The 22607-nt window shown below is 66.7% G+C and carries 21 protein-coding genes; 11 read left to right on the forward strand and 10 right to left on the reverse strand.

Going from position 1 to position 22607, the window contains the following annotated elements:
• Window positions 1-135 precede the first annotated feature (135 nt).
• On the reverse strand, window positions 136-621 hold the full coding sequence (locus ACN9M6_RS00800; protein ID WP_419161012.1) for a hypothetical protein: 486 nt from the start codon (window positions 619-621) through the stop codon (window positions 136-138).
• Complete coding sequence (locus ACN9M6_RS00805; protein ID WP_419161013.1) at window positions 612-929, reverse strand: hypothetical protein; 318 nt, start codon at window positions 927-929, stop codon at window positions 612-614. The genes ACN9M6_RS00800 and ACN9M6_RS00805 overlap by 10 nt, the downstream gene beginning before the upstream one ends.
• A 441-nt stretch (window positions 930-1370) precedes the next feature.
• On the opposite strand from ACN9M6_RS00805, the gene ACN9M6_RS00810 reads away from it, so the two are divergent.
• The 3 genes from ACN9M6_RS00810 to ggt are packed head-to-tail and all read left to right on the forward strand — an operon-like array spanning window position 1371 to window position 3738.
• Entirely contained in the window at window positions 1371-1580 is a 210-nt protein-coding gene (locus tag ACN9M6_RS00810; RefSeq protein ID WP_419161014.1) for a type II toxin-antitoxin system HicB family antitoxin, read from the forward strand.
• Window positions 1581-1586: 6 nt separating this feature from the next.
• A complete protein-coding gene (locus tag ACN9M6_RS00815; RefSeq protein WP_419161015.1) occupies window positions 1587-1811 on the forward strand; it encodes a type II toxin-antitoxin system HicA family toxin in 225 nt (74 codons plus the stop codon).
• A gap of 49 nt (window positions 1812-1860) precedes the next feature.
• Window positions 1861-3738: a gamma-glutamyltransferase gene (gene ggt / locus ACN9M6_RS00820; protein WP_419161016.1), complete on the forward strand. Its 1878-nt coding sequence runs from the start codon at window positions 1861-1863 to the stop codon at window positions 3736-3738.
• Window positions 3739-4114: 376 nt separating this feature from the next.
• On the opposite strand, the gene ACN9M6_RS00825 is transcribed toward ggt, so the two are convergent.
• Window positions 4115-4714, reverse strand: coding sequence for a carbonic anhydrase (locus ACN9M6_RS00825; protein ID WP_419161576.1), 600 nt, complete (start codon window positions 4712-4714; stop codon window positions 4115-4117).
• 101 nt (window positions 4715-4815) lie between these two features.
• On the opposite strand from ACN9M6_RS00825, the gene ACN9M6_RS00830 reads away from it, so the two are divergent.
• The 5 genes from ACN9M6_RS00830 (at window position 4816) to ACN9M6_RS00850 (ending at window position 12632) form a co-directional block, all read left to right on the forward strand.
• Window positions 4816-5169, forward strand: a complete 354-nt coding sequence (locus ACN9M6_RS00830; protein ID WP_419161017.1) for a DUF5674 family protein — start codon at window positions 4816-4818, stop codon at window positions 5167-5169.
• Between the two features lie 20 nt (window positions 5170-5189).
• The gene (locus tag ACN9M6_RS00835) at window positions 5190-5552 is read left to right on the forward strand and encodes a hypothetical protein (protein ID WP_419161018.1); all 363 of its coding nucleotides are present in this window, start codon (window positions 5190-5192) and stop codon (window positions 5550-5552) included.
• Between the two features lie 398 nt (window positions 5553-5950).
• Window positions 5951-9034, forward strand: a complete 3084-nt coding sequence (locus tag ACN9M6_RS00840) for an amidohydrolase family protein (RefSeq protein ID WP_419161019.1) — start codon at window positions 5951-5953, stop codon at window positions 9032-9034.
• A gap of 147 nt (window positions 9035-9181) precedes the next feature.
• Entirely contained in the window at window positions 9182-11593 is a 2412-nt protein-coding gene (locus ACN9M6_RS00845; protein WP_419161020.1) for a hypothetical protein, read from the forward strand.
• Between the two features lie 4 nt (window positions 11594-11597).
• Window positions 11598-12632 carry a hypothetical protein gene (locus ACN9M6_RS00850; protein WP_419161021.1) on the forward strand — a complete coding sequence of 345 codons (1035 nt, stop codon included), beginning with the start codon at window positions 11598-11600 and terminating at the stop codon, window positions 12630-12632.
• A gap of 9 nt (window positions 12633-12641) precedes the next feature.
• Here the strand turns inward: ACN9M6_RS00850 and ACN9M6_RS00855 are convergent, their stop codons facing one another.
• Window positions 12642-12776, reverse strand: coding sequence for a hypothetical protein (locus ACN9M6_RS00855; RefSeq protein WP_419161022.1), 135 nt, complete (start codon window positions 12774-12776; stop codon window positions 12642-12644).
• A gap of 17 nt (window positions 12777-12793) precedes the next feature.
• Between ACN9M6_RS00855 and ACN9M6_RS00860 the strand changes: the two genes are divergently transcribed.
• Complete coding sequence (locus tag ACN9M6_RS00860) at window positions 12794-12967, forward strand: hypothetical protein (RefSeq protein ID WP_419161023.1); 174 nt, start codon at window positions 12794-12796, stop codon at window positions 12965-12967.
• A 474-nt stretch (window positions 12968-13441) separates the two neighbouring features.
• Here ACN9M6_RS00860 and ACN9M6_RS00865 read toward each other — a convergent pair whose 3' ends face one another.
• The 4 genes from ACN9M6_RS00865 to ACN9M6_RS00880 form a co-directional block, all read right to left on the reverse strand.
• Complete coding sequence (locus ACN9M6_RS00865; protein WP_419161024.1) at window positions 13442-14647, reverse strand: hypothetical protein; 1206 nt, start codon at window positions 14645-14647, stop codon at window positions 13442-13444.
• A 12-nt stretch (window positions 14648-14659) separates the two neighbouring features.
• A complete protein-coding gene (locus tag ACN9M6_RS00870) occupies window positions 14660-14995 on the reverse strand; it encodes a hypothetical protein (RefSeq protein WP_419161025.1) in 336 nt (111 codons plus the stop codon).
• Window positions 14996-15086: 91 nt separating this feature from the next.
• Window positions 15087-16079: a TM2 domain-containing protein gene (locus ACN9M6_RS00875; protein WP_419161026.1), complete on the reverse strand. Its 993-nt coding sequence runs from the start codon at window positions 16077-16079 to the stop codon at window positions 15087-15089.
• Complete coding sequence (locus tag ACN9M6_RS00880; protein ID WP_419161027.1) at window positions 16080-17699, reverse strand: acyl-CoA mutase large subunit family protein; 1620 nt, start codon at window positions 17697-17699, stop codon at window positions 16080-16082.
• A 368-nt stretch (window positions 17700-18067) separates the two neighbouring features.
• Between ACN9M6_RS00880 and ACN9M6_RS00885 the strand changes: the two genes are divergently transcribed.
• Window positions 18068-19375, forward strand: coding sequence for a DUF222 domain-containing protein (locus ACN9M6_RS00885; protein WP_419161028.1), 1308 nt, complete (start codon window positions 18068-18070; stop codon window positions 19373-19375).
• 38 nt (window positions 19376-19413) lie between these two features.
• The gene (locus tag ACN9M6_RS00890) at window positions 19414-20223 is read left to right on the forward strand and encodes a transporter (protein ID WP_419161029.1); all 810 of its coding nucleotides are present in this window, start codon (window positions 19414-19416) and stop codon (window positions 20221-20223) included.
• Between the two features lie 10 nt (window positions 20224-20233).
• On the opposite strand, the gene meaB is transcribed toward ACN9M6_RS00890, so the two are convergent.
• Together meaB and mgtE are read right to left on the reverse strand one after the other, a co-directional pair.
• Window positions 20234-21202 (reverse strand): methylmalonyl Co-A mutase-associated GTPase MeaB, encoded by a 969-nt coding sequence (gene meaB / locus ACN9M6_RS00895; RefSeq protein ID WP_419161030.1) that lies wholly within the window; start codon window positions 21200-21202, stop codon window positions 20234-20236.
• Entirely contained in the window at window positions 21199-22560 is a 1362-nt protein-coding gene (gene mgtE / locus ACN9M6_RS00900; protein WP_419161031.1) for a magnesium transporter, read from the reverse strand. Before mgtE ends, meaB begins: the two co-directional genes overlap by 4 nt.
• Window positions 22561-22607 lie beyond the last annotated feature (47 nt).

Here is a 22607-nt window from a genome sequence, read left to right on the forward strand (position 1 = left end):
CAGGCGCGCACGACGATCCTGCCATCGTTCTGCCTGTGGCGATCGAATTGGAGCGTGCGTGCGACCATGATCGCAAACGTTACATGGCCCGGGGCGCTGAGATCACCGCGGCCGGCCCGCGGTCCCCCGGGGCGCTTACCTGCATCTGGAGCCGAACGATAGTCCCGCAAGCATCGACGGGAAGATCCCGTACACGCCTCGGTATTCCAGCCTGAAGCGGAGATTGCGTGCGATCGACAGATCCGCGCCGACGATCAACAATGGCGCCACGCCGATTCCCGTCTCTTCGTGGGGCATCGTGTCGGTTCGATACAGCGTGGCCCCCAGACCCAGCAACGGTGCCAGCCTGCGGTCCCTGAAGAAGAGGCGGGCCGCCGACACCTCCCCACCGATTCTCAGTGAGGAGTCCGATTGGAGTACGAGCGCGGCCGCGGAAGCTCGGTATTCCCAACCGCCGGGAGCCCATGACACGCCGGCCAGGAAGTACATCTCCTCGTAACCCGCATCACGGTCCCACAGGTCCATGGCGACTCCCCCGTGAACTCCGACCTGCGCCTGGAGCGGGAGCGCCAGCACCAACCCCGGGAAGGCGAGGATTCTTGCCCATCTCTTCATGTCCATTCGCCCATCGTTGGAGAGCCGCCCTCCACGGAGACGGCGAAGGCCTCCACCGCGCGGGAAGATCTGAGGCGCACGAACCGGATGCGGCCCCAGCGTGGCTCCGACATGCACGCGATCATGTTACGTCGCTTGCGGGCATGCTGCGTGATGGTCCAGCCGAGCAGCGAATCGTTCTTCCGCCAGATCATGAGCTGGGGCCAGAATCGCTCCTGGTTCGTTCCCGACACCAGTTCCCGCGATCGCCACCGCTTCCATGAGCGGCGGAGCAGGCGCCAGACGAGGATCCGCAGCGGCAGATCGAGCCACACGACGGTATCGAGGCGCGGCCACAGGATCAGCCGGGAGAACTTCTCGTACGAACCCGCGACGACCCAACGCTCGCCCGCAGTCGCCTCTCGAATCCGGCGCCCGGGGTGGCCGCCTCGACTCAGTTGCCCGACGTCCTTCTGAGCCGTCCCAGCGCCGTCAGGTCCATGCGCACCTGAAGCGGCACGGCATGCCCGGACATCATGTCTCCGCGGAATGCGCCGCGGCTGGCGCAGGCACCAGCACCAACGCGAACGGTCCGAGGATCGCCACCCCAGCGACGGTGCGAAGTGTTCTTGGTGTCATGATTCACACTCTCGAAATGGGTGACCGGCTCAGATCGAAGACCTGATCGAGGAAGGCATCACACGCCCCGTGCGTTGGCCGCCGCGCGCGGGGGCGGCTAGAATGGCATGTACCATTAAGGACAGGGGTTTCGGTCGATGAAAACCTATACTGCGGTCGTGGAGCGCTGCCCGGATACGGGCCTTTACGTGGGCTACGTTCCCGGCTTCCCGGGGGCGCATAGCCAGGGCGAGACGCTTGATGAGTTGAACGGCAACCTCAAGGAAGTGATTGCCATGCTTCTGGCTGAGGGACCGCCTGCGTTCGTGGGCGAGTATGTCGGTACCCAGACCGTAGTCGTGACCTAGCGTCGGGTGCCGCCGGTCCCCGTCCTCAAACCGCGTCAAGTCATCGCGATCCTCACCACGCTCGGCTTCAAGGAAGTGCGGCAACGCGGTTCTCACAAGCGGTTTCGGCATCCCGATGGCCGCGCGACCACCGTACCGGTCCACGGAGGCCGCGACGTGTCACCTATCCTGCTTCGTCGCATCGCCCGCGATGTCGGCATACCGGTTGACGAGTTCGTCGAATACCGCTGATCGGGAGAGCCGGAGGGCGGGCGTCCAACTCCTGGGGGGTCACTTCAAGATGCAAGATGCACGCAGAGTCGATACCGGACGGCCAGGCTGGCCGGCGTTCCGTGGCGGGGCCCTGCTCTCGTTCGGTGCAGCCCTCGCGCTCCTGGTCCTCGGGCTCGGCGGCTGCCAGTCCGACGGCACCGAAGGCGGAGCGGCGGGCGGCGGCGCGAGCGCCACGGCCAGCGCTTTCGTCGAGGCGGGCGGCGCCTTCCCTCAGGACTGGCCATTCGCCGCCGGAGACCAGCCCGTCTCGGCCACCGAGGGCATGGTCGCCTCGACCGATGAGTATGCGTCGCGCGTAGGCGTGGAGATCCTCGCGGCCGGAGGTAACGCGGTCGACGCGGCGGTCGCCACCGGACTCGCGCTCGCCGTCGTGAACCCCGAGGCCGGCAATCTCGGCGGGGGCGGGTTCATGATGATCCGCCTCGCCGACGGCAGCGTCTACGCGCAGGATCACCGCGAGAAGGCGCCCCTGGCCGCCACCCGCGACATGTACCTGGACGAGGACGGGAACGTGACGGACCGTTCCGTGCGGGGGCATCTGGCGGCGGGCGTTCCCGGGACGGTGTCGGGGTTGTGGGAGGCGCACCAGCGCTTCGGTGCGCTCGAATGGACCGACGTGATGGGGCCCGCCATCGACCTCGCGAACGGGTTCGAGGTCACCACGCGCCTCGTCTCGACGCTCGACGCGGCCCAGGAGGGGATCCGCGCCTTCCCGGCGAGCGCGCGTACCTTCCTCCCCGGCGACGCCGTTCCCCAGATCGGCGACATGTTCGCGCAGCCGGAGCTTGCCGCCGTCCTCACGCGGCTCCGCGACCAGGGGCCCGACGACTTCTACCGCGGAGAGACCGCCGCTCTGATCGCGGCCGAAATGGAGCGCGGCGGCGGGATCATTACGCTTGAAGATCTCGGCGGCTACGAATCGGTGTGGCGCGAACCGGTCGCCTTCGACTACCGCGGCTACACGGTGCATTCGATGCCGCCCCCGTCTTCGGGCGGCCTCACGATGGCCGCCATCGCCAATATCGTGGAGCGGTGGGATCTGGGCGCGATGGGGTGGAACAGCCCCGAGACGATCCACGTCATGGCCGAGTCCTTCCGGCGCGCCTACGCCGACCGCAACGAGTACCTCGCGGATCCGGACTTCGTCGAACTTCCCGTGGACGAATTCCTCTCGGAGGCGTACGCGGACAGTCGCGCGGCGACGATCTCCCCGGAGCGGGCGACGCCCTCCGCCGAGGTGCGGCCCGGGATCGGTGCCTTCCTCGACGAAAGTCACACAACCCACTATTCGGTCGTCGACGGCGAGGGCAACGCGGTCGCGGTCACGACCAGCGTCAACTCGTGGTACGGCGGAAAGGTCGTCGTGGAGGGCGGGGGGTTCTTCCTCAACAACACGATGGACGACTTCGCCGCCAAGCCGGGCACCCCCAACCAGTTCGGCCTCGTTCAGGGCGAGCGGAACGCGATCGGCCCCGGGAAGCGCATGCTGTCCGCGATGAGCCCCACGATCGTCGAGGGCCCGGACGGCGATCTCTTCCTCGTCACCGGAACCCCCGGCGGCGCTACGATCATCACCACGGTGCTGCAGTCCATCTTCAACGTCGTCGATCACGGGATGAACGTCGTGCAGGCGGTCCACGCGCCGCGGGTTCACCACCAGCATCTCCCCGATCTCGTCTTCTTCGAACACGGGGGACTGCGGCCAGCCACCGCGAGTGCGCTGGAGGCGCTGGGCCACACCGCCCTGGAGCGCGACCCCGGGCCGCCCGACGCCTATTTCACGGGTGGAATGTCGGGCGACCTGCAGCTGATCATGGCGATGCCCGACGGATCCTACGCGGGCTGGTCGGATCCCCGCCGCGGCGGGAGAACCCTCGGTCGCTAGCTCTGGATTTCAGGATGGTTGCCTCACGCTGCCTCGGCCCCGTGCGCGTCACAACGGGTCTGGTCGCCACGGCCCGCCTGAGCAACGGCGCGAGATCTCGATCAATCATGGGGGTGTCGGTGCCTCTGTCTTGTCCTATGCCAATTGAAAGTCTGATTTTGAATTGGCATAAGGCTTCACAGGGACTTCCAGCAACCACCCACAGGCAGACCCTCGGGTCGCGCTCGTCATGAGGACGATCCGGCCATGGGGCGAAGATCGGCCAGCTCATGGCCGACAACGGAGCGGCGTACCCCCTTCCCGCGCCTCGTGGAGGCCACCGGTCACCAATGTCCTTGTTACGCGCAGCTAGACGACGCCACTCTCGCGGGTCACCTCACGGGTGCAGCGCGAGGTCTCGCCCGTTCAGGGGCTGCACGGGGCGCGCGTTCATCGGATACAGTGCCGCGAAGACGTCGACCTGGGCCTGTGAGACGGAGATCGACTCCGTCATCACGACCCAGCTCACGACCTCCGAACAGGGCGGCGTGGTGAGCGAGCCCTGGTACCGGAAGTAGCCGCGTCCCCCGGGAAGCAGCGTGCCCGGATCGAGCGCGCCGACCGCGGCGGGCGACTCATCCGGGCCGGGAATCGCCTCCCAGAGGCTCTGGATCGTCGGGTCGGCATCGCCTGCCTCCATGAAGACGCCGATCACGGCGAGGTCTCCCTCCTCGGCCGCATGCACGAAGTGCACCTCCATCGGGGAGGCGGCCCCGTCGACCGTGTGTTCGCTCGGCAGGTGGAAGTGGAACTGCACGAGCGAGAACTGCCGCCCTTCCAGGACGATGGAACTCCCCTCCGCCATGTTGACCTGGATCGTGTGGCCGTTGTCCACGACCTCTGCTTCCGTGGCCTGCCACTCGATGTCGAGGCCGCCGGCATCCGCGTCGGCCGGTGTCGCAGACCGCGAAGGACGGGTCGAGCCCGCCCCGGTCAGCCCGTCAAGAGCCCGCGGTGCGGGTCGAGGGGACGGCGATTACGTTGCCTTCTCCACCGCCCACACCTGCTCCGCTTACCACTTTTCCAGGAGGCGACGCCTTGACGGCGGGACGAATCATCTCGCAATCCATCTCCCGCGCCGACCTCACGGCCATGGCCGAGGCCCAGTTCGGCGACTGGATCAAGGGGGTGGTCGACGTATCACGGGGCATCATGGCGGTTGGGGGAGACCTGCACGCGGACGATGAGGCGCTCCTCCTCGAGCACCGCTCCCGTCAGCAGGACCTCTGGGGAATCAACCTGTGTCTGGATGAAGAGGGACCGGACTGGATCGAGTTCGACTCGCTGATCAACATTCGGCCCGGGCAGGGGAACCGCTCCCGCGGTGTAGACGACGACGAGACGCGCCAGCGCATTCGCGCCCTGGTCGAGTCCCTCGTCATCGCCGAGTAGCCGCCGGGGAAGCGCGCGTAATGGGAAGCCCCCTGCACAGGCGGGCCGCCGAGGGCGGCTGGGCCAAGCTCGATCTGGTCGAACAGCTCGGAAACGTGGGCAGCGAGGTGGAGCGCGCCATTCGGGCCCACGAAGCCGGGCGAACGAGCCGATTCGAGGGTGCCTTCGCGCGGGCGCTCGAACTCTTCGACCTGACGGCCGCGGATCCCCGCTGGCACGGCCACCGCTGCCAGGAGGTCCTGCGGGCCCGCGAGGAGTTCTGCCGCCTCTTCTTCGACCCCGATGTCCCGCCCGGCTCGGCGGACGGCCTGCGCAGGTACTTCTTCGGCTTCGCCTACGCCGCGCGCATGCGTCACTACCGGCGTCTCTCGGACGCCACATAGCAACCCATCCCCCAAGGGGAATATCCTTGCCTCGGACCCTGGCTCTGCGGACATTCCGCTTGAACTGCGCTGACCGAACGGGCGTCGGCGTCGTGGATGCCAAGGTTGCGGAAGCACCCGGCGACAAGGTGACATGAGGCAAATGGACAGGTTCTCGTCTAGCGAGCCGACGTTGAGCGAAGCCTGGCCCCGTGTGGATGCTGCGAGGTTGGTAGGGGGCCTCCAGGAGTTCCTGCTCTTCGTCTTTGTTCTGGAATTCATCTTTTCGGTGCTCCAGTAAGTTCGCACGGACTCAGCCCGCCACCGCACCCTCCGCTTCACGCTCGCGTTGGTCTTGCCGAGGGGTAACGGACGTGGCGCATTGCCCCGCCCCCGCCCAGAGAACGGAGATGACCCCCATGTCCCACGTATCGGTGTCCCGCGGCTGTCGTTCCTTCAGCGGGCTGACCCCGCTGGCGGCGCTGCTTCTCCTGCCCCTGGCGGCGCCCACAGCGGCCCATGCCCAGGATCGTGACGTTCGCGTCACCGTGTCCGAGGGCACGAACATGGCCGCGGCCGTCTCCCCCGACGGGAGCCGGATGGTGCTCGACCTCCAGGGCACGCTGTGGGTGATGGACGCCGGGGGCGGCGAGGCGCGCGCGATCACGGACATGTACTACGACGCGCGGCAGCCGCAGTGGGCCCCGGACGGGAGCCGCATCGTCTTCCAGTCCTTCCGGGATGGGCGCTGGCACATCTGGTCGATCCGGCCCGATGGCTCCGATCCGGTGCAACACACCTTCGGCCCCTATGACGAACGGGAACCGGCCTACGCCCCCGACGGCGCCTCGATCGCTTTCTCCTCGGACCGCTCCGGCAACTACGACATCTGGACCCTCGACCTCTCCGACGGCCCCACCGATGGCCGCGTACGCCGGGTGACGAACGCCCCGAGCCACGAGTTCACCCCGCAGTGGTCGCCCGATGGGGACGCGCTGGCCTACGCCTCGGATCGCAACGGCGGATCGATCGTCGTGCGGCGCAGCAACGGCTCGGGACAGGTCGTGGCCGAGACGCCGGGTGCGGTCTCCCCCGCGTGGAGCCCGGACGGACGGCACATTGCCTACGCGGCCGTGGGCCGGGGCCAGACGGGACTCTACGTGGCGGCGCTCGAGGCGGGGGCCGACGCCGCGCCGCGACATCTCAGCGGGGACGGCGCCGATGTCTTCCCCTTCCGTCCCCACTGGGTATCGGGAGATGAGATCGTCTACACCTCCGACGGCGTGATCCGGACGACCTCGGTGGACGGGAGCGGGAGTTCCGTCATCCCCTTCGAGGCCACCTTCGCCTTCACCCGGCGGGACTACGAGCGCACGCCGCGTTCGTTCGAGGCGGGCGGGCCGGAGCCGGCGCAGGGAATCGTCGCCCCCGCCGTCTCCCCCGACGGCCGGCACATCGCCTTCACGGCCCTCGGCGACCTGTGGCTCCTGGACATCGAGTCCGACACCGAGTCCGACACCGGGGCCGGCAACGCGACACCCCGCCAACTCACGGACGACCCCTTCGTCGACGTGCTGCCCTCGTGGTCCCGCGACGGCTCGAAGCTCGCCTACGCTTCCGACCGGGCGGGCTCGCTCGACATCTGGATCCGCGACATGGACACGGGCATGGAGCAGCGCGCGACCACCTCCCCGGGCGGCGAAATCGCGCCGGTGTTCTCCCCCGATGGCGACCGGATCGTCTTCGCCTCCGTCATGGGTCTGGCGAGTGCGGTCCACGTGGTGGACCTCGCCTCGGGCAACGTACGCACGATCCGCGACGACCTGTTCGCCCCCAGCCGCCCCTCGTTCTCCCCGGACGGGCGGACGATCGCAATGTCCGTCCTCTCCCAGTACTCCTCGCGTTTCCGGGAGGGGCGGAACGAGATCCTCCTCCAGCCGCTCGACGCGGGCGAGACGCGCCGGGTCACGGCCGCCGAGCACAGGAACATGGGTGTGCGGGTGCTGGACGGCCCGGTGTGGTCGCCGGACGGACGGCGCATGGCGTACGCCAGCGAAGGCGTGCTGTGGCTGGTCGAGGTGGACGCGGACGGGGCGCCGAGCGGCCCGCCGCTGCGGCTCAACAACCACCACACCGACGCGATCTCCTGGACGGGCGACTCGCGCTCGATCGTCTATCAGTCGACCCGCGGCCTCCGCCGCTACCATCTCGACGACGGACGCTCCGAGGAGATCCCGGTGCGGATCGAGTGGCGGCGCCCCGCGCGCGAGGGTTCGGTCGTCGTACACGCGGCCCGCGCCTGGGACGGGGTCTCGGACGACGTAACGGAGAACGTGGACCTCATCGTCGAGGGCAACCGCATCTCCTCCGTCGTCCCTCACAGCGACGCCAACCACGAGGCGGGGGCGGCCAATGGGGGCGAAGTCGTGGACGCCGGCGACCACACCGTCCTCCCCGGCCTCGTCGACATGCACTCCCACATGGGCTACGGGATGGGCGAGGCGCTCGGCCGCACCTTCCTCGCCTACGGCGTCACGACGATCCGCGACCCGACCTCCGACCCCTATGAGATCGCGGAGCGCCGCGAGTCCATCGACTCCGGCCGCCGCATCGGACCCCGGGAGTTCGCCACCGGCCGCACGATGGACGGCAGCCGGATCTACTACTCGGGCGCCGGATCGCTCGGCCCCAACGGGAATCTCGAGCTGGAACTCGACCGCGCCGAGCACCTGCGATATTCCCTCATCAAGACCTACGTCCGCCTGCCGGACCTCATCCAGCGCCGGATCATCGACTTCGCGCATTCGATCGGGATCCCCGTTTCGAGCCACGAGATCTACCCCGCCGTCGCGTATGGTGCGGACCACGTCGAACACATCTCGGGCACGAGCCGCCGCGGCTACTCGCCCAAGGTGACGGCGATGTACCGCACCTATGACGACGTGATCCAGCTCCTCACCGCCTCGGGCATGACGATCACCCCGACCATGGCTCTCATGGGCGGCTGGTGGAAGTCCGTCGGAGAGGACTCGTCGTGGACGACCGAACCCCGCTTCCAGGCGCTCTTCCCGGAGGGAATGGCCGAGGCCATGGCCGCCCGCGCCGCCGCCCGAGGCCGAGCCAGCGGCATCGACGACATGCTCGCCGACGCCGGCCGAACCGTGACCCGCGTCGTCCGGGGCGGAGGCCGCGTCGTGGCCGGCACCGACTCCCCCATCATCCCCTTCGGCGCCGCCCTCGTCGCCGAGGTCGAGAACTACGTCTGGGGCGGCCTCACCGAGGTCGAAGCCCTGCGGACGGCAACCTCCGTCGCCGCCGAAGCCCTCGCCATGGAAGGAGAAATCGGAACTCTCACCGGCGGCGCGCTCGCCGACATCCTGATCGTTGAAGGCAACCCGCTGCAGAACATCGAGGACCTCCGCCGCGCCCGCATCGTGATCAAGGACGGAGAGGTCTTCCGCCTCGAGGAACTGCTGACGCCGCCGAGGGTTCTCGTGCCCTGAGCCTGCGCGCGTGCTCCGTTGAGACCGGATTGAGACCGGCCCGTGATATTGGTGCCAGACGTAATCGGCCGAAGCCGTGCGCGGAGCCGCGTCAGGTCGCAGGTTTCTTCCCTTACGTAACCGCAGTCCAGGAATAGCCGAAGCCAAATGAGCATCTACGAAACCCTCGGCCGAATCGACGCCGAGCTGGCCCTTGGGCACGGCGAGGAGCCGCAACGAGCCCTCACCGACCTCATCCGGAATATGAGCCGACCGGTGTTGGAAGAATGGCGCGTCGATCTCCAGGCACGGATCGATAGATTCCAGCGGAAGCGTCACCTCGAACTCCAGCAGCTCCTTGACGAGAGAACGGGCGTTCAGCCCGCCAACTACGCTGAGCGCACCGATGCCATGGTGAGAGAACGGCCCGCCGTGGCGGAAGACCTCTATTCCGAAGTTGACGCTGCGGATAGCGACTTCAACGACGCACTGAGAACGCTCGGCGAGAAACACATCTTTCAGTGGGCGACCTCATACACCCAATCTCTAAGCCATCACTTCAACTGCTACCTTCCACTACTTCAGTCGGAGTTGGCCGGTGAAGCCGCTCATTCCATCCAGCGGCAACTGGAGGAACACACGCGAGCGATCTTCACCCAGGGGTACAAGTACGGCCAGGAACAGGGCCTAACCCAAGAGATCTTGACGCAAAAGTCGATCGGGGGACTGGCCAGCCTGCTGGACCTGCCGCTCGAGTACTACTTGCAGCGTGCGAACTACAGCCACGCTCGCGAGGAAACCGTGTCGCTTCGATCCCTACTGTCGGCCGGCAGCAGGGGTATTCTGCGAGGGTACACTTCCCTCCGCCTCGGAGACATGGACGGTGCAACCCTCCTAGGGAGATTCCCCAACCGCTGGGCGTACCAACTCGCCTTTCTTTCCGCCGACGCCATCGAAGACATCGTCACTCAGCTGCCCGATGGTTCCTTGAAGGCCGGTCTCGAGACTGCGGCGTTGCCGCTCGCCGATTGTCTCGATTCCCTCATGTCTCGACCGCGGGAAACATATTTCCCGCTCCCGCTCTTCGGTCAGTTCTCCTGGGAGCACCGACGCTTGGACATCGGCGTGCGTTCACCCTCTGCGTGGGGATCCGACCGGCTGATCTACGCGCGTGCTCACCTTGCTGAAGCTTTTGTCTCGGAACGCGATCTGGACGAAGCCGCCGCTCGCCGCCTTGCCCTCGTTCTGGCGCCCCTAAAGCCGGATGTTGCCCACCGCGTCCGAAGCAGTGACCAGTTCGGAAGGATTGTGATTGAAGTCGGTGATGCGGATCGATCCGAGGTGGCTGAGCGCGCCACGGAGTTGCTTGCCAGACGTATCTACAAGCTGCGCAGTAAGATCGAGGGCGCGAGATCGATCACCTACAACGTTGCACGCGATTTTCCACTCCATATACCGGGGAAGTCGCCATTCTACCACGTTCGGCGCACAAGCGTCCGTGACGTGCTGGCTCGATTCGACCGCAAGAACGGCGTTCGGCTCTGGTGCAGCGTACGCCGCAGCGGCAAGACGACGGCCTGCTTCGACCTCGACGCCACGCCGGGAGGATCGGTGATTGTTTCGCAGACGTGCGGAACCGAGCAGACAACCAATGGACGGGTCTTCTACGATGGGGTCCGTAGGGCGATCGAATCTAGAACGCAGCTGAGAGCGACTTTCGTCAACTCGGTCGTCCGCGATTGCGCGCCGCTCTCCGTAGATCCGGCGAATCGTACGGTGCTGGTCATCGACGAATACGAGACTCTTTTCGGCCATCTTGGCTCCGCCGCGGAATCCGAACCCGCGATCCGCTATACGGTGGCCCAGCCGCTCCTAAACCAGATGGTCGAGTTCGCACGCGACAACCTGCTGGTGTTACTGGGTCAGCAGCCGGGCGCGCATTTCATCCTGATGGACCAGAATCAACTCGCGCCCTACGTGAAGCAGGATCCGTTCCCCTTGTTCGAACACCACTTGAAGACCGGAGAGTTCTCCCAACTCGTGGATAAGGTGCTGAGGGATCAGATTAGCGTCGATACAGGCTTTGTCGACGCTCTCCACACGGAGACGGCCGGCCATCCCTTCTTGACCGTCAACGTCCTCTGTGGGTTGGTGGATTGGCTGATCGAGCAGAAGCGTCCGGCGAGGGGGATCACCCTCGACGATGGAGACTTCGCGCAATTCCGGGCTGAAAAACTCGGACTTGAACAGGTGAGCCTGGGCCGCGACTACGACTTCTTCCGTGAGACGGCGAAGGCGGCGATGGCCGAGACCAGCTACCGTCACAACCCTTGGCTGTACACTGCTTACTGGCTCGTGCGACAAATCGCCCAGGCTGATTCGGAGAGATTCGCCATTCCGCGCGACGACTTGCCCGATGTGATGAAGAAGATTCCCGCTCCCGGCGTACTGCCGGAGATGAGCGAGATGTTGCGTACCGCGACACAGGCTAATTTCCTGTCGTATACGGACACAGCCGTCTTTGTGAAGGTGCGGACTCTGGGCCGACTCGCCGCATCGGTTCGCCCGGCATTGGCGTAGGGGGATGCGGCCCGGTCATGTCGTGGCGGAGGTGGGCAGGCGCTCTGGCACGCGGCGAGGTGAACTTTGCTTCTATTGGATCGCCGCCCAAGGCGACCGGGACGAGTTCGCGCGAGACCTGATCGAGCTGAGCGACGCCCTGCCGCTCTGCTCAATCGTCGTTCGCATAGAGGGGTTCGTTGATCCGAACGCGGTCGCGCACGACCTCTTGCGAGTGCTCGAGAGTGCCAAGGCCGAATTGGTTCGTCCGGATCTTGCGGAGCGGATTCGGGGGGCGGACTGCCTAGATGTGGTATTGATCGCGCGCCGAGAACTGGAGTTGGAGAGCACCTCATCGCCGATCGCCCTTCCGGAATGGTTCCCTCTCCGCCCGGCTACCTCCGTGACGGCGACAATCGCCGACCTTACCTGGTCAACGCGAGTTCCCCTTAGCGCGACCGAACTCCGCCTGGGCGAGCTGCAGAGTCTGCTATTCGATTTGGATCGGGAACTCCTCAGGAATCTGCGCACCAGTCACGACCGGGACTATCGACTGGTCAATTCACTCCACGACCGGCTGAAACCGAAACTTGACAAGCCCATTTCGTTCGACGAGCTATTGTCCCGGGCGGAGACGAAGCTCGATCGCATCCAGAACCCTCGCGACTACCGGCCGAGCGCGGCACACAATCCAACGATCATGGGCCACCTCTGGCGTCTCGCTAACGCTACATCGACCGACGGGCTAGTGAAGCTGGCTAAAGTCGTTGTCAAAGCCTTGGACATCTCACCCGCGGCCGTGGAGAACCGCCATGAGAGCATCGTCACGATACTCAACCGGCCGAAGGATCTGAGCAGTGACCCTTTGGAGCGGTGGGGCTTCAACCTAATCGTAACCATCCGCGGGGCCTGTCAGCTTGCCACGGCTGCGGCGCATGCGGACGAATACGCGGAGTATTCGTTGCCGTTGGTGCGTTCTCTCTCGCGCGACCTTCGCATCTCCATCGACGAATCCGTCAACGCGCTGGCCTCTCTGCGACGAGTCCGCAGCGCCGGATGAGTCATCACTTCAGGGCTCGGCGGCTGTGAACAACAGCGCGATCGCGGGCAGCCCCCAGACCACGCGGTCGCCGCGCTTCTGGAGCCCGCGCCTGTTGAGAGTCGCCCCGATCGGGGCGGTAAGGGCGTAGACGGCGAAGGACATCTGGAACATTTCCGACAATGCCCCCCCCCCCGGTTGAAGCCGCCTCCGGAGGCTTGGCCGACATCCTCATCGTCGAAGGCAACCCGCTGGAGAACATCGAGGACCTCCGACGTGCACGCATCGTGATCAAGGACGGCGAGGTCTTCCGCCTCGAGGACCTGCTGACGCCGCCGAGGGTTCTCGTGCCGTGACCCCGCCGCCGCCGGCCGCGATCCCGAAATCCATCGTCTTCACGTCCCCGCACCCCGATTCGACGATCAAGCCGGACTCCAGAAGGTCGGGATCGCTGCTTTCATTGCAGGAGACGCGGAAGGCTGTCCACGGGCCCGTCAGCGCACCGACGGATAGTCGGCCATTTCGGGACGTTCCCACTCTCGCCAGGGCCGACAATTGAAAATAGTCCAGCCCGCGACTGAAAAACCCGGCGCCCTTCTCACCCACGCTGTAGCCCTTTTGCGCGTACGCTCCCCCGACACGAAGCTCGATCGCATTTGCCAGAGGAAGAGCCGCATCGACCCCCAGGATCAGACCCTTGCGGGCGTCCTGGTGTCGAGGACCCCCGGTATTCGTAGACCGGTTCCATCCCGCTCGAACCCCTACCAGCGTCTGCCCCATCAGTGGAGCGACGACAAGCAGCGGGAGCAGTGACACGACAATTCTGCGTATCATCGGAGCCCGGGTTGTCTCTCTTTCTGGAGCCGATATCGATAGACGAGTGGGATGCCGAGGGCATCTTCTCGAACGCCCCACACGTGCTCTACGCCTACGTGGTGAATGACCAAGTCGTTCGGCGCCTCGACTTCCGCGATTCTCTCGCCGGATCGGTCGAAGACGAGCCACCGCGTGCCCGCGACATCCCGATGCCGCACCCAAGTCGTCCCATCCATCGCCACAATTGCGGCTCCCCCAGAAGCGGAGCGGGTCACGGCTTCAACGCCGGGGAGGAACTGGGGCGTGTACAGGGTCTCCGAGAGGGCGCGTCTCATCGAACGGAGATCCAGACGCATTTGCTCGGCCAGCCCTTCGGCGAGTCCTTCGCGAAGTGAATCGATCACTGTCTGGGCCAGTTCAACGCCGTGAAAAGGGACGAAAGCCGACCGCGTCGGCCCACCGTCAACGTCGAACCACGTGAGCGTATAGCGGCCGGACTCGTTTTCGGTCCCGCGTCCGCTGACGACGACGAACCCATCCCCCCGAGGAGACACCGCGAGCAGATCGTGCACGGACCAAGGCTGTACCGTAGCGGCAATCGTCTCGTTCGACAGGGATAGACGCAGCCACACCGTCGAAACAGCCAGCCTGAGGATGTCGTCACTGTTCCCATCATCGATCGACAGGAGACGGACCTCCGCACCCTCGGACAGATACTCGGCGCTCCAATGGGTCCCGACCGACTCCATCAGGAGCGCGGTGCCATTTGCCAGCAGCGCGGTCGGGTTCAGGAGGAACCCCTTGTTCGATTGAACCGCGCGTAGCTGCCTCCCGCCGACGAGGTCGCCGGAGAGACCAAATTGGGAGACGCGCCGGAGGCGCCGATCCAGGGCCCACAGCGTATCGGCGAGCAGGCCGATCTGCGGAGTAGTCCTGAACTCGCCGGGGCCATCGCCCTCCCGACCCATCGCGCGCTCGTACTGGCCGTCGCGGCTGAGCACGTGAATCGCCACATGCCCCTGCCCCGCGACGAAGACCGAGCCATCGGGCCCCGGAACAAGCTGATCGATGGACCCGAGGGGCAGTTCCGACGATCCGTCGAATCGAAACTCGTCGACCAGCTGCCACGCGTTGTCCTGAGCGTTCGCTGCAACCGGGACACCGAGAAAGGCGAAGGCCGCGAGCACGCGGCGCCGCACAGACGGATACCTGACTAACATTGCCGGGTCTCGTCAGCCTCCGAACGGAATCACGACCCCGGCCTGAACCCCCAGGTTCCGGTGCTTGCCCGCGCCCCCGCCCTCGGCCCACGGGCCCAGCAGCACGCCGAGCGATAGCGGGCCCTCTCGCGACGTTCCCACTCTCGCCAGGGCCGACAATTGAAGATAGTCCATCTCGAGATCGACCCGCCCAACGCTTTCCTCCACGCTGAGACCCTTTTGCACGTACGCCCCTCCGACACGAACCTCAAGCGCATTCGAGACGGGAAGACCCACATCGACCCCTGCGGTGAACCCCGTGCGGTGGGTGTCCAGGCCCAGGTCCGGGAAATCCTCTCTGCGCATCATCGGAGTCCCCTCGTCCAGGCGTGAATGATCCGTGAGCAGCTCTGCATCCTCAGACTCATGACGATTCCAACCGATGGATCGTCACCGCTGCTCAGAAGACGCCGATGGCCATGAACACCACGGCAACCGCGCTCAGCACCCAGATCACGCGGTCGCTGCGCTGCAGGAGCATGTGCTTGTTGAGGATCGCGCCGATCGGGGCGGCGAAGGCGTAGGTGGCGAAGAACGTCTGGAACATGTCCAGCGCGAGGGACCCCGGATTGAACCCGCCGGAGCTCCCGATGCCGAACGCCTGAATAAGATCGACACCCGTGAAGATGATCGTGAACCAGGCGCCGAGCTTCAGGTACATCCTGACCTCGGCGCGCCGCCGCTTGCGAAAGAAGGCGAAGAACGCGAGCACCTGACGGAAGGCGAGTGACAGCGCCCCGCCGGGATCGTTCGTGTAGTAGAACAGTCGCAGTCGGTGCGCCCAGCGATCGAAGCCCCGCAGGATCGGCAGTTCGGCGAGCGCGTCCCAGCGCGTCCCCAGCAGGATGATGGCAATGAGCGCCACCACCGCGATGATCGGCTCGTACACCCCGCTCTGGCGCGCGAAGGCGCCCATCGACCCCGCAGCCAGCATCATCACGATGGAATCGGCGACGAGACGGACCCGCGTCGACCGCTTCGCGGCCCAGTACGGCTCCGACGGGAGCGCCTCTCCCTTGGCCGGCATGAAGGCGAGCTGGCGCGGGGCCCGGCCTTCGAACTCCCGCTGCACCTGATCCGCGTTGAACTTCCGCACCATCTTGCCGATCAGGAAGACGTCGATCAGCGTCCACAGTCCCGCACCGCCCACGGTGAACAGCATGAGAAGACCGGTGCCCGTCCGGTCGAGATAGAGGCGGTGTCCCCCGAACAGACCCGTCAGAAGCCACAGCAGGTAGGCGACCGACGGCCGCTTGAGGGGATAGCTGTACAGCTTCTCGAGCACAGCGCGCGAGAAATCGAGATCTCCCCTGCCCTCAACCTGCAGCGGCCCGGCGTGGAGCGTGGACGGCTCGTCCGAGGTCCCGTCGCCTGAGGAACCGTCTCCCCGCATCTAGAAGGCGACCGGCTCCTTGAAGCGGCCGTACACCTTCTCCAGCACGATCCGGATCTCGCCCAGCGTCGCGTAGGCCCGCACCGCGTCGAGCAGCGGCGGCAGCAGGTTCTCGTCTTCGCGGGCGGCCCTTCCCAGGGCTTCGAGGCGGCGCTCGACATCCTCCGAATCCCGACGCCCCCGAACCTCCGCCAGCCGCGCCTCCTGAATAGCCGCGGCCTCCTCCCCGATCCTCAGAATCTCCAGCGGAGGCTCCTCGGCGTCCTGGAACCGGTTCACGCCGACGATCGTCTGCAGCTCCTGCTCCACCTCATCCTGGAACCGCCGCGCCGAAGCCGCGATCTGCGCCTGGAAGTACCCGGCCTCGATGCCGTACACGACCCCGCCAATGTCGTCGATCTCGCGGAAGATCTCCTCCGCTTCCTCCTCGAGCTGGTCGGTGAGGGACTCAAGGTAGTAGGAGCCCGCGAGCGGGTCGATCGTGTTGGGAACCCCTGTCTCGTAGGCGAGAATCTGCTGCGTGCGGAGGGCGATCTTCGCCGCCTCCTCGGTGGGAAGCGCCAGCGTCTCATCCATCGCGTTGGTGTGCAGCGACTGCGTGCCGCCCAGCGCCGCCGCCATCGCCTGATACGCGACCCGCACGATGTTGTTGTGGGGCTGCTGCGCCGTGAGCGACACCCCCGCCGTCTGCGCGTGTGTCCTCAGCCGGAGGCTCGCCGGGTTCCTGGCCCCGTACTCGTCGCGCATGTGCCGGGCCCAGATCCGTCGTCCGGCGCGGAACTTGGCGATCTCTTCGAAGAAGTCGTTGTGTACGTCCCAGAAGAAGGAGAGCCGCGGCGCGAAACTGTCCACGTCCAGCCCGCGCTCGATCCCCCGCTCCACATAGGTGAAGCCGTTCTTGAGCGTGTAGGCGAGTTCCTGCGCGGCGGTCGCCCCCGCCTCCCGGATGTGATAGCCGGAGATGGAGATCGTGTTGAAGCGCCGCGCCTCGACGGCCGACCACTCGAAGATGTCGGCGATGATCTTGAGCGCGGGCTCGGGCGGAAAGATCCACGCGTGCTGCGCCTGGTATTCCTTGAGGATGTCGTTCTGGATCGTCCCGCGAACCTGGTCGAACGGCACCCCCTGCTTCTCCGCCGTCACCAGCAGGAACGCGTACAGCATGAGGGCCGGCCCGTTGATCGTCATCGACACGGACACCTTGTCGAGCGGGATCCCGTCGAACAGCGTCTCCATGTCGGCGAGGCTCGAGATCGCAACGCCGCACTTCCCGACCTCTCCCTCGGAGCGGCGATCGTCGGAGTCGTATCCCATGAGGGTGGGAAAGTCGAACGCCACGGAGAGCCCCGTCTGCCCGCGCTCGAGGAGGTACTTGTAGCGCTCGTTCGTCTCGTGCGCGGTCGCGAAGCCCGAGAACAGACGCATCGTCCACAGCTTGGTCCGATACATCGAATGATACGGACCCCGCGTGAACGGAAACTCGCCCGGCGTCCCGAGCCGCTCCAGGTATCCCTCCGCCCCTGCGTCGAGAGCGCCACCCCGGCCGCCGCCGACGTCGAATGGTGTGTAGAGCGGCTTGATCTCTCGACCCGGAGATGCTGCGGAAGCTCGTGTCGTCACGCAGCGGACTCTGCCGGTAGACCGCCTCCCAAAGCTCGAGCTGATCGCTCAACGCACCGTGCCTGCTCGTCCCTGCGTCATCCGTCGTCATGTATCCTGGCTCCCGGTAGCTCCGATTCAGCGTGGTCCCGCGCCGCACCGCCTGCTCAGATTCTCAATTTAGGGAAGAACCGGCGCGCTGAGTAGACAGGAGCGAACGGCCGGGCGCAGCCTCCATCGACGTTTCCGCGGAAACGTGTTCGCGGCCGATGTCCCAAGGGATGAAGACACGCGGGTTGATACGCCGTTGACAGGCGACCCGAAATTATACCGAAAGCGGCTTCGGCTTCGCGTGCCGCGCCCGACCCTTGAGATTCGGATGGAACAACATGGCGCATGACACCCCCCACGACCCGCTCGGCGACGAGATCGCGGAACTCTGCGCCCACCTCGACGCCGGCCAGTACCGTCTGCTGCTTCTGCTCTACCGCTTCGACAAGGAGGAGCGCTGGACAGGTTGGCGCTCCTGCGCCCACTGGCTGTCCTGGCGCGCCGGGCTCACGATGAATCCGGCCCGGGAGCGGGTGCGAGTAGCGCGGTGCCTCGCCACGCTGCCGCAGATCGCCGCCAATATGGAGAAGGGACGGCTCTCCTGGTCCAAGGTCCGGGCCCTGACGCGGGTGGCGACGGCCGAGAACGAGGGGCGGCTGATCGAATTCGCCCTGCACCACACGGCAAGCCAGTTGGAGCGTTTCGTGCGCGCGTGGAGGAGTGCAGAAGCCGCGACCGCGACGGTGGACGGGGAGTCGGAGATGGCCGCGCGCCGCCACCTGTCGGTGCAGGTGGACGAGGACGGCATGTACCGGATCCGGGGGCGGCTCCTGCCGGAAGTCGGCGCCCTCCTCATGCGGACGCTGGACGCCGCCGGCGATGAACTGTACCGCGCCGAACAGGCCGCCGAACGGGAGGCCGAGGCCGCCCCCGAACCGGAGGCCGCGTGGGAGCCGGCCCCACTCAGGCTCCCGCGGACGCCCAGGGAGCGACACCACGACGCGCTCGGGGCGTGGCTGGAGGCGCGCACCGAGGCCAACGTGCAGCTCGTTGTCCACACCGTGGCCGGGAGCACCGGCATCGTGGCCACCGAGGACGGGTCATACGTTCCCGCGGAAACGTCCCGCCGCCTGACCTGCGACGCGGAGGCCGTGCGGGTCACGCGCGAGCTGGACGGCTCGGTGCTGGACGTGGGCCGGCGCCGCAGGACGGTGGACTGGCGGCTGCGGAAGGCGTTGGACGTCAGAGACGGGGGGTGCCGCTTTCCCGGCTGCGGATCGCGGTATACTCAGGCTCACCACGCGGTTCCATGGGCCGAAGGCGGGGAGACGACACTGGACAACCTGATCCTGTTGTGCCGGCTCCACCACCGGACCGTGCACGAGGGCGGCTGGCGCGTGGAGATGGGGGCGACGGGCGCGGCCCGGTTCCGCGATCCGGACGGCAGAGACGTCCCGGCGGTGCCGCCGGCGCGGGAGGACGTGAACGCGCCGCGGACGCCCGACGCGGGACTCGGGAGCTGGCACCGCCAGGCGGGTATCAACCCCTGGACGGCCGCAGGCAAGTGGGCGGGCGATCGGCTGGATCTGGACTGGGCCCTGTGGGTGCTATGGGGACAGTACGAGACAATCCAGGAGGCGGCATGAGGTGCGGAACGGTACGCAGATTGACCCGCAGACTATCGATGACTCTGGCTGGCGGGGCTGGCTGGCTACTCGCCGCGGCGGGCGACGGATACGCACAACGGGGGGCCCTGGTCGCGGACCGCCCGGATTTCACGGAGGCCCCGCAGACCGTGGGGCGCGGCGTCTTCCAGCTCGAGTTCGGCTATACGCTCGAGTACGAGGAGCTGGGCGACCGCAGCAACCATGCGGGCGGTGACGATGCCGCATGGACGCACTCTCTTGGGGAGCCGTTGCTCAGGGCGGGTGTCTTCGCCGACTGGCTGGAACTCCGGCTCGGGCTGAGCCCGGTGTCGCAACGCGTTGGCGTGGACGGCCGGAGCCTCAGCGAGACGGGAATGGAAGACCTCTATCTGGGCATCAAGCTGGCCTTGACCGGGCAGGACGGCGCCCGACCGGCCATCGCCCTCCTTCCTCAGATCACCGTCCCCACGGGGAACGAGGCGTTCTCGAGCGACCGCAACCTGCCGGGGGTGAACCTCATCTACGCGTGGGATCTCTCCGACGACGTCTCGCTCGCGGGCAGTACTCAGGTGAACCGCGCCGTGGACGAGTCGGCAAGCAGCTATGCGGAGTGGGCCCAGTCACTGGCGACCGGGCTGGGGATAGGCGCGCGCATGGGGCTCTATGCCGAGTGGTTCGCGCTGTTCCATGCCGAAGCTGGGGGGACCCGGGCCGAACACTACGCCAACGGCGGCCTCGCCTGGAGCGTGAACGATGATGTCCAGTGGGATATCCGCGCCGGGGTGGGGTTGAACGAAGCCGCCACCGACTTCTTCCTGGGGACGGGCCTCGCGCTTCGGATCCCGTGAGCGGGGGAGCCTACTCCAGTTCCTCGTACAGTCGGCGCGCGATGGCGTAGGGGGACGCCCCGGAATCCAGGATCTCGGCGGAGGCGGCCTGCCACACCCGCTCGGCGTCGCGGTGTGAGCGCCGGAGGAGGGCGTCGTGTGCCCGTCGGAGCCGCGCGGCCCGGCGGCGCGCCTCGAGCTCGCCGGTCGAGGTCAGCCACTCGAAGTGCTGATCCAGCCGTTCGGCGAACTCCTCGACGCCCCGGGCTTCCGAGGCGACCGTCTGCGTGATCGGCATACGCCAGTCGACCCCCGCACCGGCGGCAGCGCCCGGAGTCCGGTTCGCGAACCGGATCGACATGATGATCGCGATCTCCTTCTCGAGGCGGTCGGCTCCGGGCCGGTCGGACTTGTTGATGACGAAGAGGTCGGCCACCTCCATGAGTCCGGCCTTCATGGCCTGTACACCGTCTCCCGACTCCGGGACGAGGACGACAGCGGTGGTGTCGGCGGAGACGGCGATGTCGAGTTCCGCCTGGCCCACCCCCAGCGTCTCCAGAATCACGCGATCGTAGCCGGCGGCGTCCATCAGGTCGGCGGCTTCGCGGGTGGCCGTGGCCAGACCTCCCAATGAACCACGACTCGCCATCGAGCGGATGAAGACGCCGGGTTCGGTCGAGAGTTCCCCCATGCGGATGCGGTCGCCGAGCAGGGCGCCGCCGGTGAAAGGGCTCGTCGGGTCCACTGCGACGATCCCCACCTTCAGCGACTGGTCGAGGTAGTGCCGGGCGAGCGCGGCGGTAAGCGTGGATTTGCCGGCGCCGGGCGGCCCCGTGATGCCGATGCGACGCGCGCGACCGGTGCGCCCGTCCAGCCGCTCGAGAAGCGCCTCGAAGCCGACGCTCTCGTTCTCCACGTGCGAGATCCCCCGGGCCAGCGCGAGCGGCTCGCCGCCCGCGATGCGGTCGGCGAGCGCCCCCGGATCGAACCCCGCCCTCACAGCAGAAACTGGGTTGCCAGCCCGAGGAGCAGCACGAAGCCGAACAGATCCGTGAACGTGGTGACGAAGATCGACGAGGCCACGGCCGGGTCGACGCCCAGGCGCTCCAGCACGATCGGGAAGAACGCGCCCAGCGCGGACGCAACGGCCAGATTCCCCCACATCGAGATCATCACGACGAGCCCGAACACGGGCCCGGTGTTCGGAAGCAGGAACGACAGCGCGGCGACCAGCAGTCCGATCGCGAGCCCGTTCACGAGGCCCACGATCAGTTCCTTGACGACGGCGGACCAGCGCTCCTCCGGCAGTTCGTCGGCCAGCGCAATGCGGCGAATCGTGACGGCCAGCGCCTGCGTTCCCGCGTTCCCGCCCAGCCCGGCGATCACCGGCATCACCGCCGCGAGGATGGCCAGCTGTTCGATCGTGTCCTCGTAGGCCCACACCACGAGCGCGGCGAGCGACAGCGTCAGGGCGTTGGCCGCGAGCCATGGCAGCCGGCTTCGGATCGCGCCCAGTGTCGTCCCCCGGAGCTGTTCTTCATCCGACACCGAGGCGAAGCGCAGGATGTCCTCGGTAACCTCCGCCTCTACCACATCGATCACGTCATCGAAGGTGATCTGCCCGACGAGCCGACTCTCCGCGTCGACGACCCCGATCGCGGCCAGGTTGTAGCGGGAGAGAAGCCGCCCCACCTCCTCCTGATCGAGATCCACGGAGACCACGGCCGGCGGCTCCTCCAGCAGGTCCCCGATCCTCGTCCGCGGCGCGGCGAGGACCAGGTCCCGCAGCGTCACGACACCCTGCAGCCGCCCGCCCCGATCCACGACGAAGACGGTGTAGAGGTCCTCGCTCTCCTCCGCCTGCGCCCGCAACTCCTCGATCGCCTCGGCGGCCATCGCCTCGGAGCCCACCGCGCACAGATCGCGGGTCATGATCCCGCCCGCAGACTCCTCCGGATACTCGAGAAGTTGGCGGATCTCCTGCTCTTCCTCGTCCGGAACCGACTCGAAGACGCGGTCCTGTTCCTCCGGGTCGAGTTCGCCGATGAGGTCGGCCGCGTCGTCGTCCGCGAGTTCCTCGACCAGTTCGGCGATTCGCTCGGGGCCCATGCTCGCGAGCAGCTCGCCCGGACGTTCTTCCTCTTCCATCTCGGCCAGCGCGTACGAGGCGAGCGGGGCCGGGATGAGTTGGAGCAGAGCGATGCGCTCGACTCCGTCAAAGTGCTCGAGCACGTCCGCCACGTCGCTGGGATGCAGCGGTTCCACGAACGCGATGAGCGCGTCCGTATCGCCCGATTCCAGGCGGATCCGGATCTCGTCGATCAGGAGGTGACGCTGCTCTTCCGGGTTCTCGGGCATGCTCGCTCGCGCGCCGGCAGGTGGTGCAACAGACCGTGGAAAACCGT

Source organism: Candidatus Palauibacter sp. (assembly GCF_965197445.1).
Taxonomy (GTDB): Bacteria; Gemmatimonadota; Gemmatimonadetes; order Palauibacterales; family Palauibacteraceae; genus Palauibacter.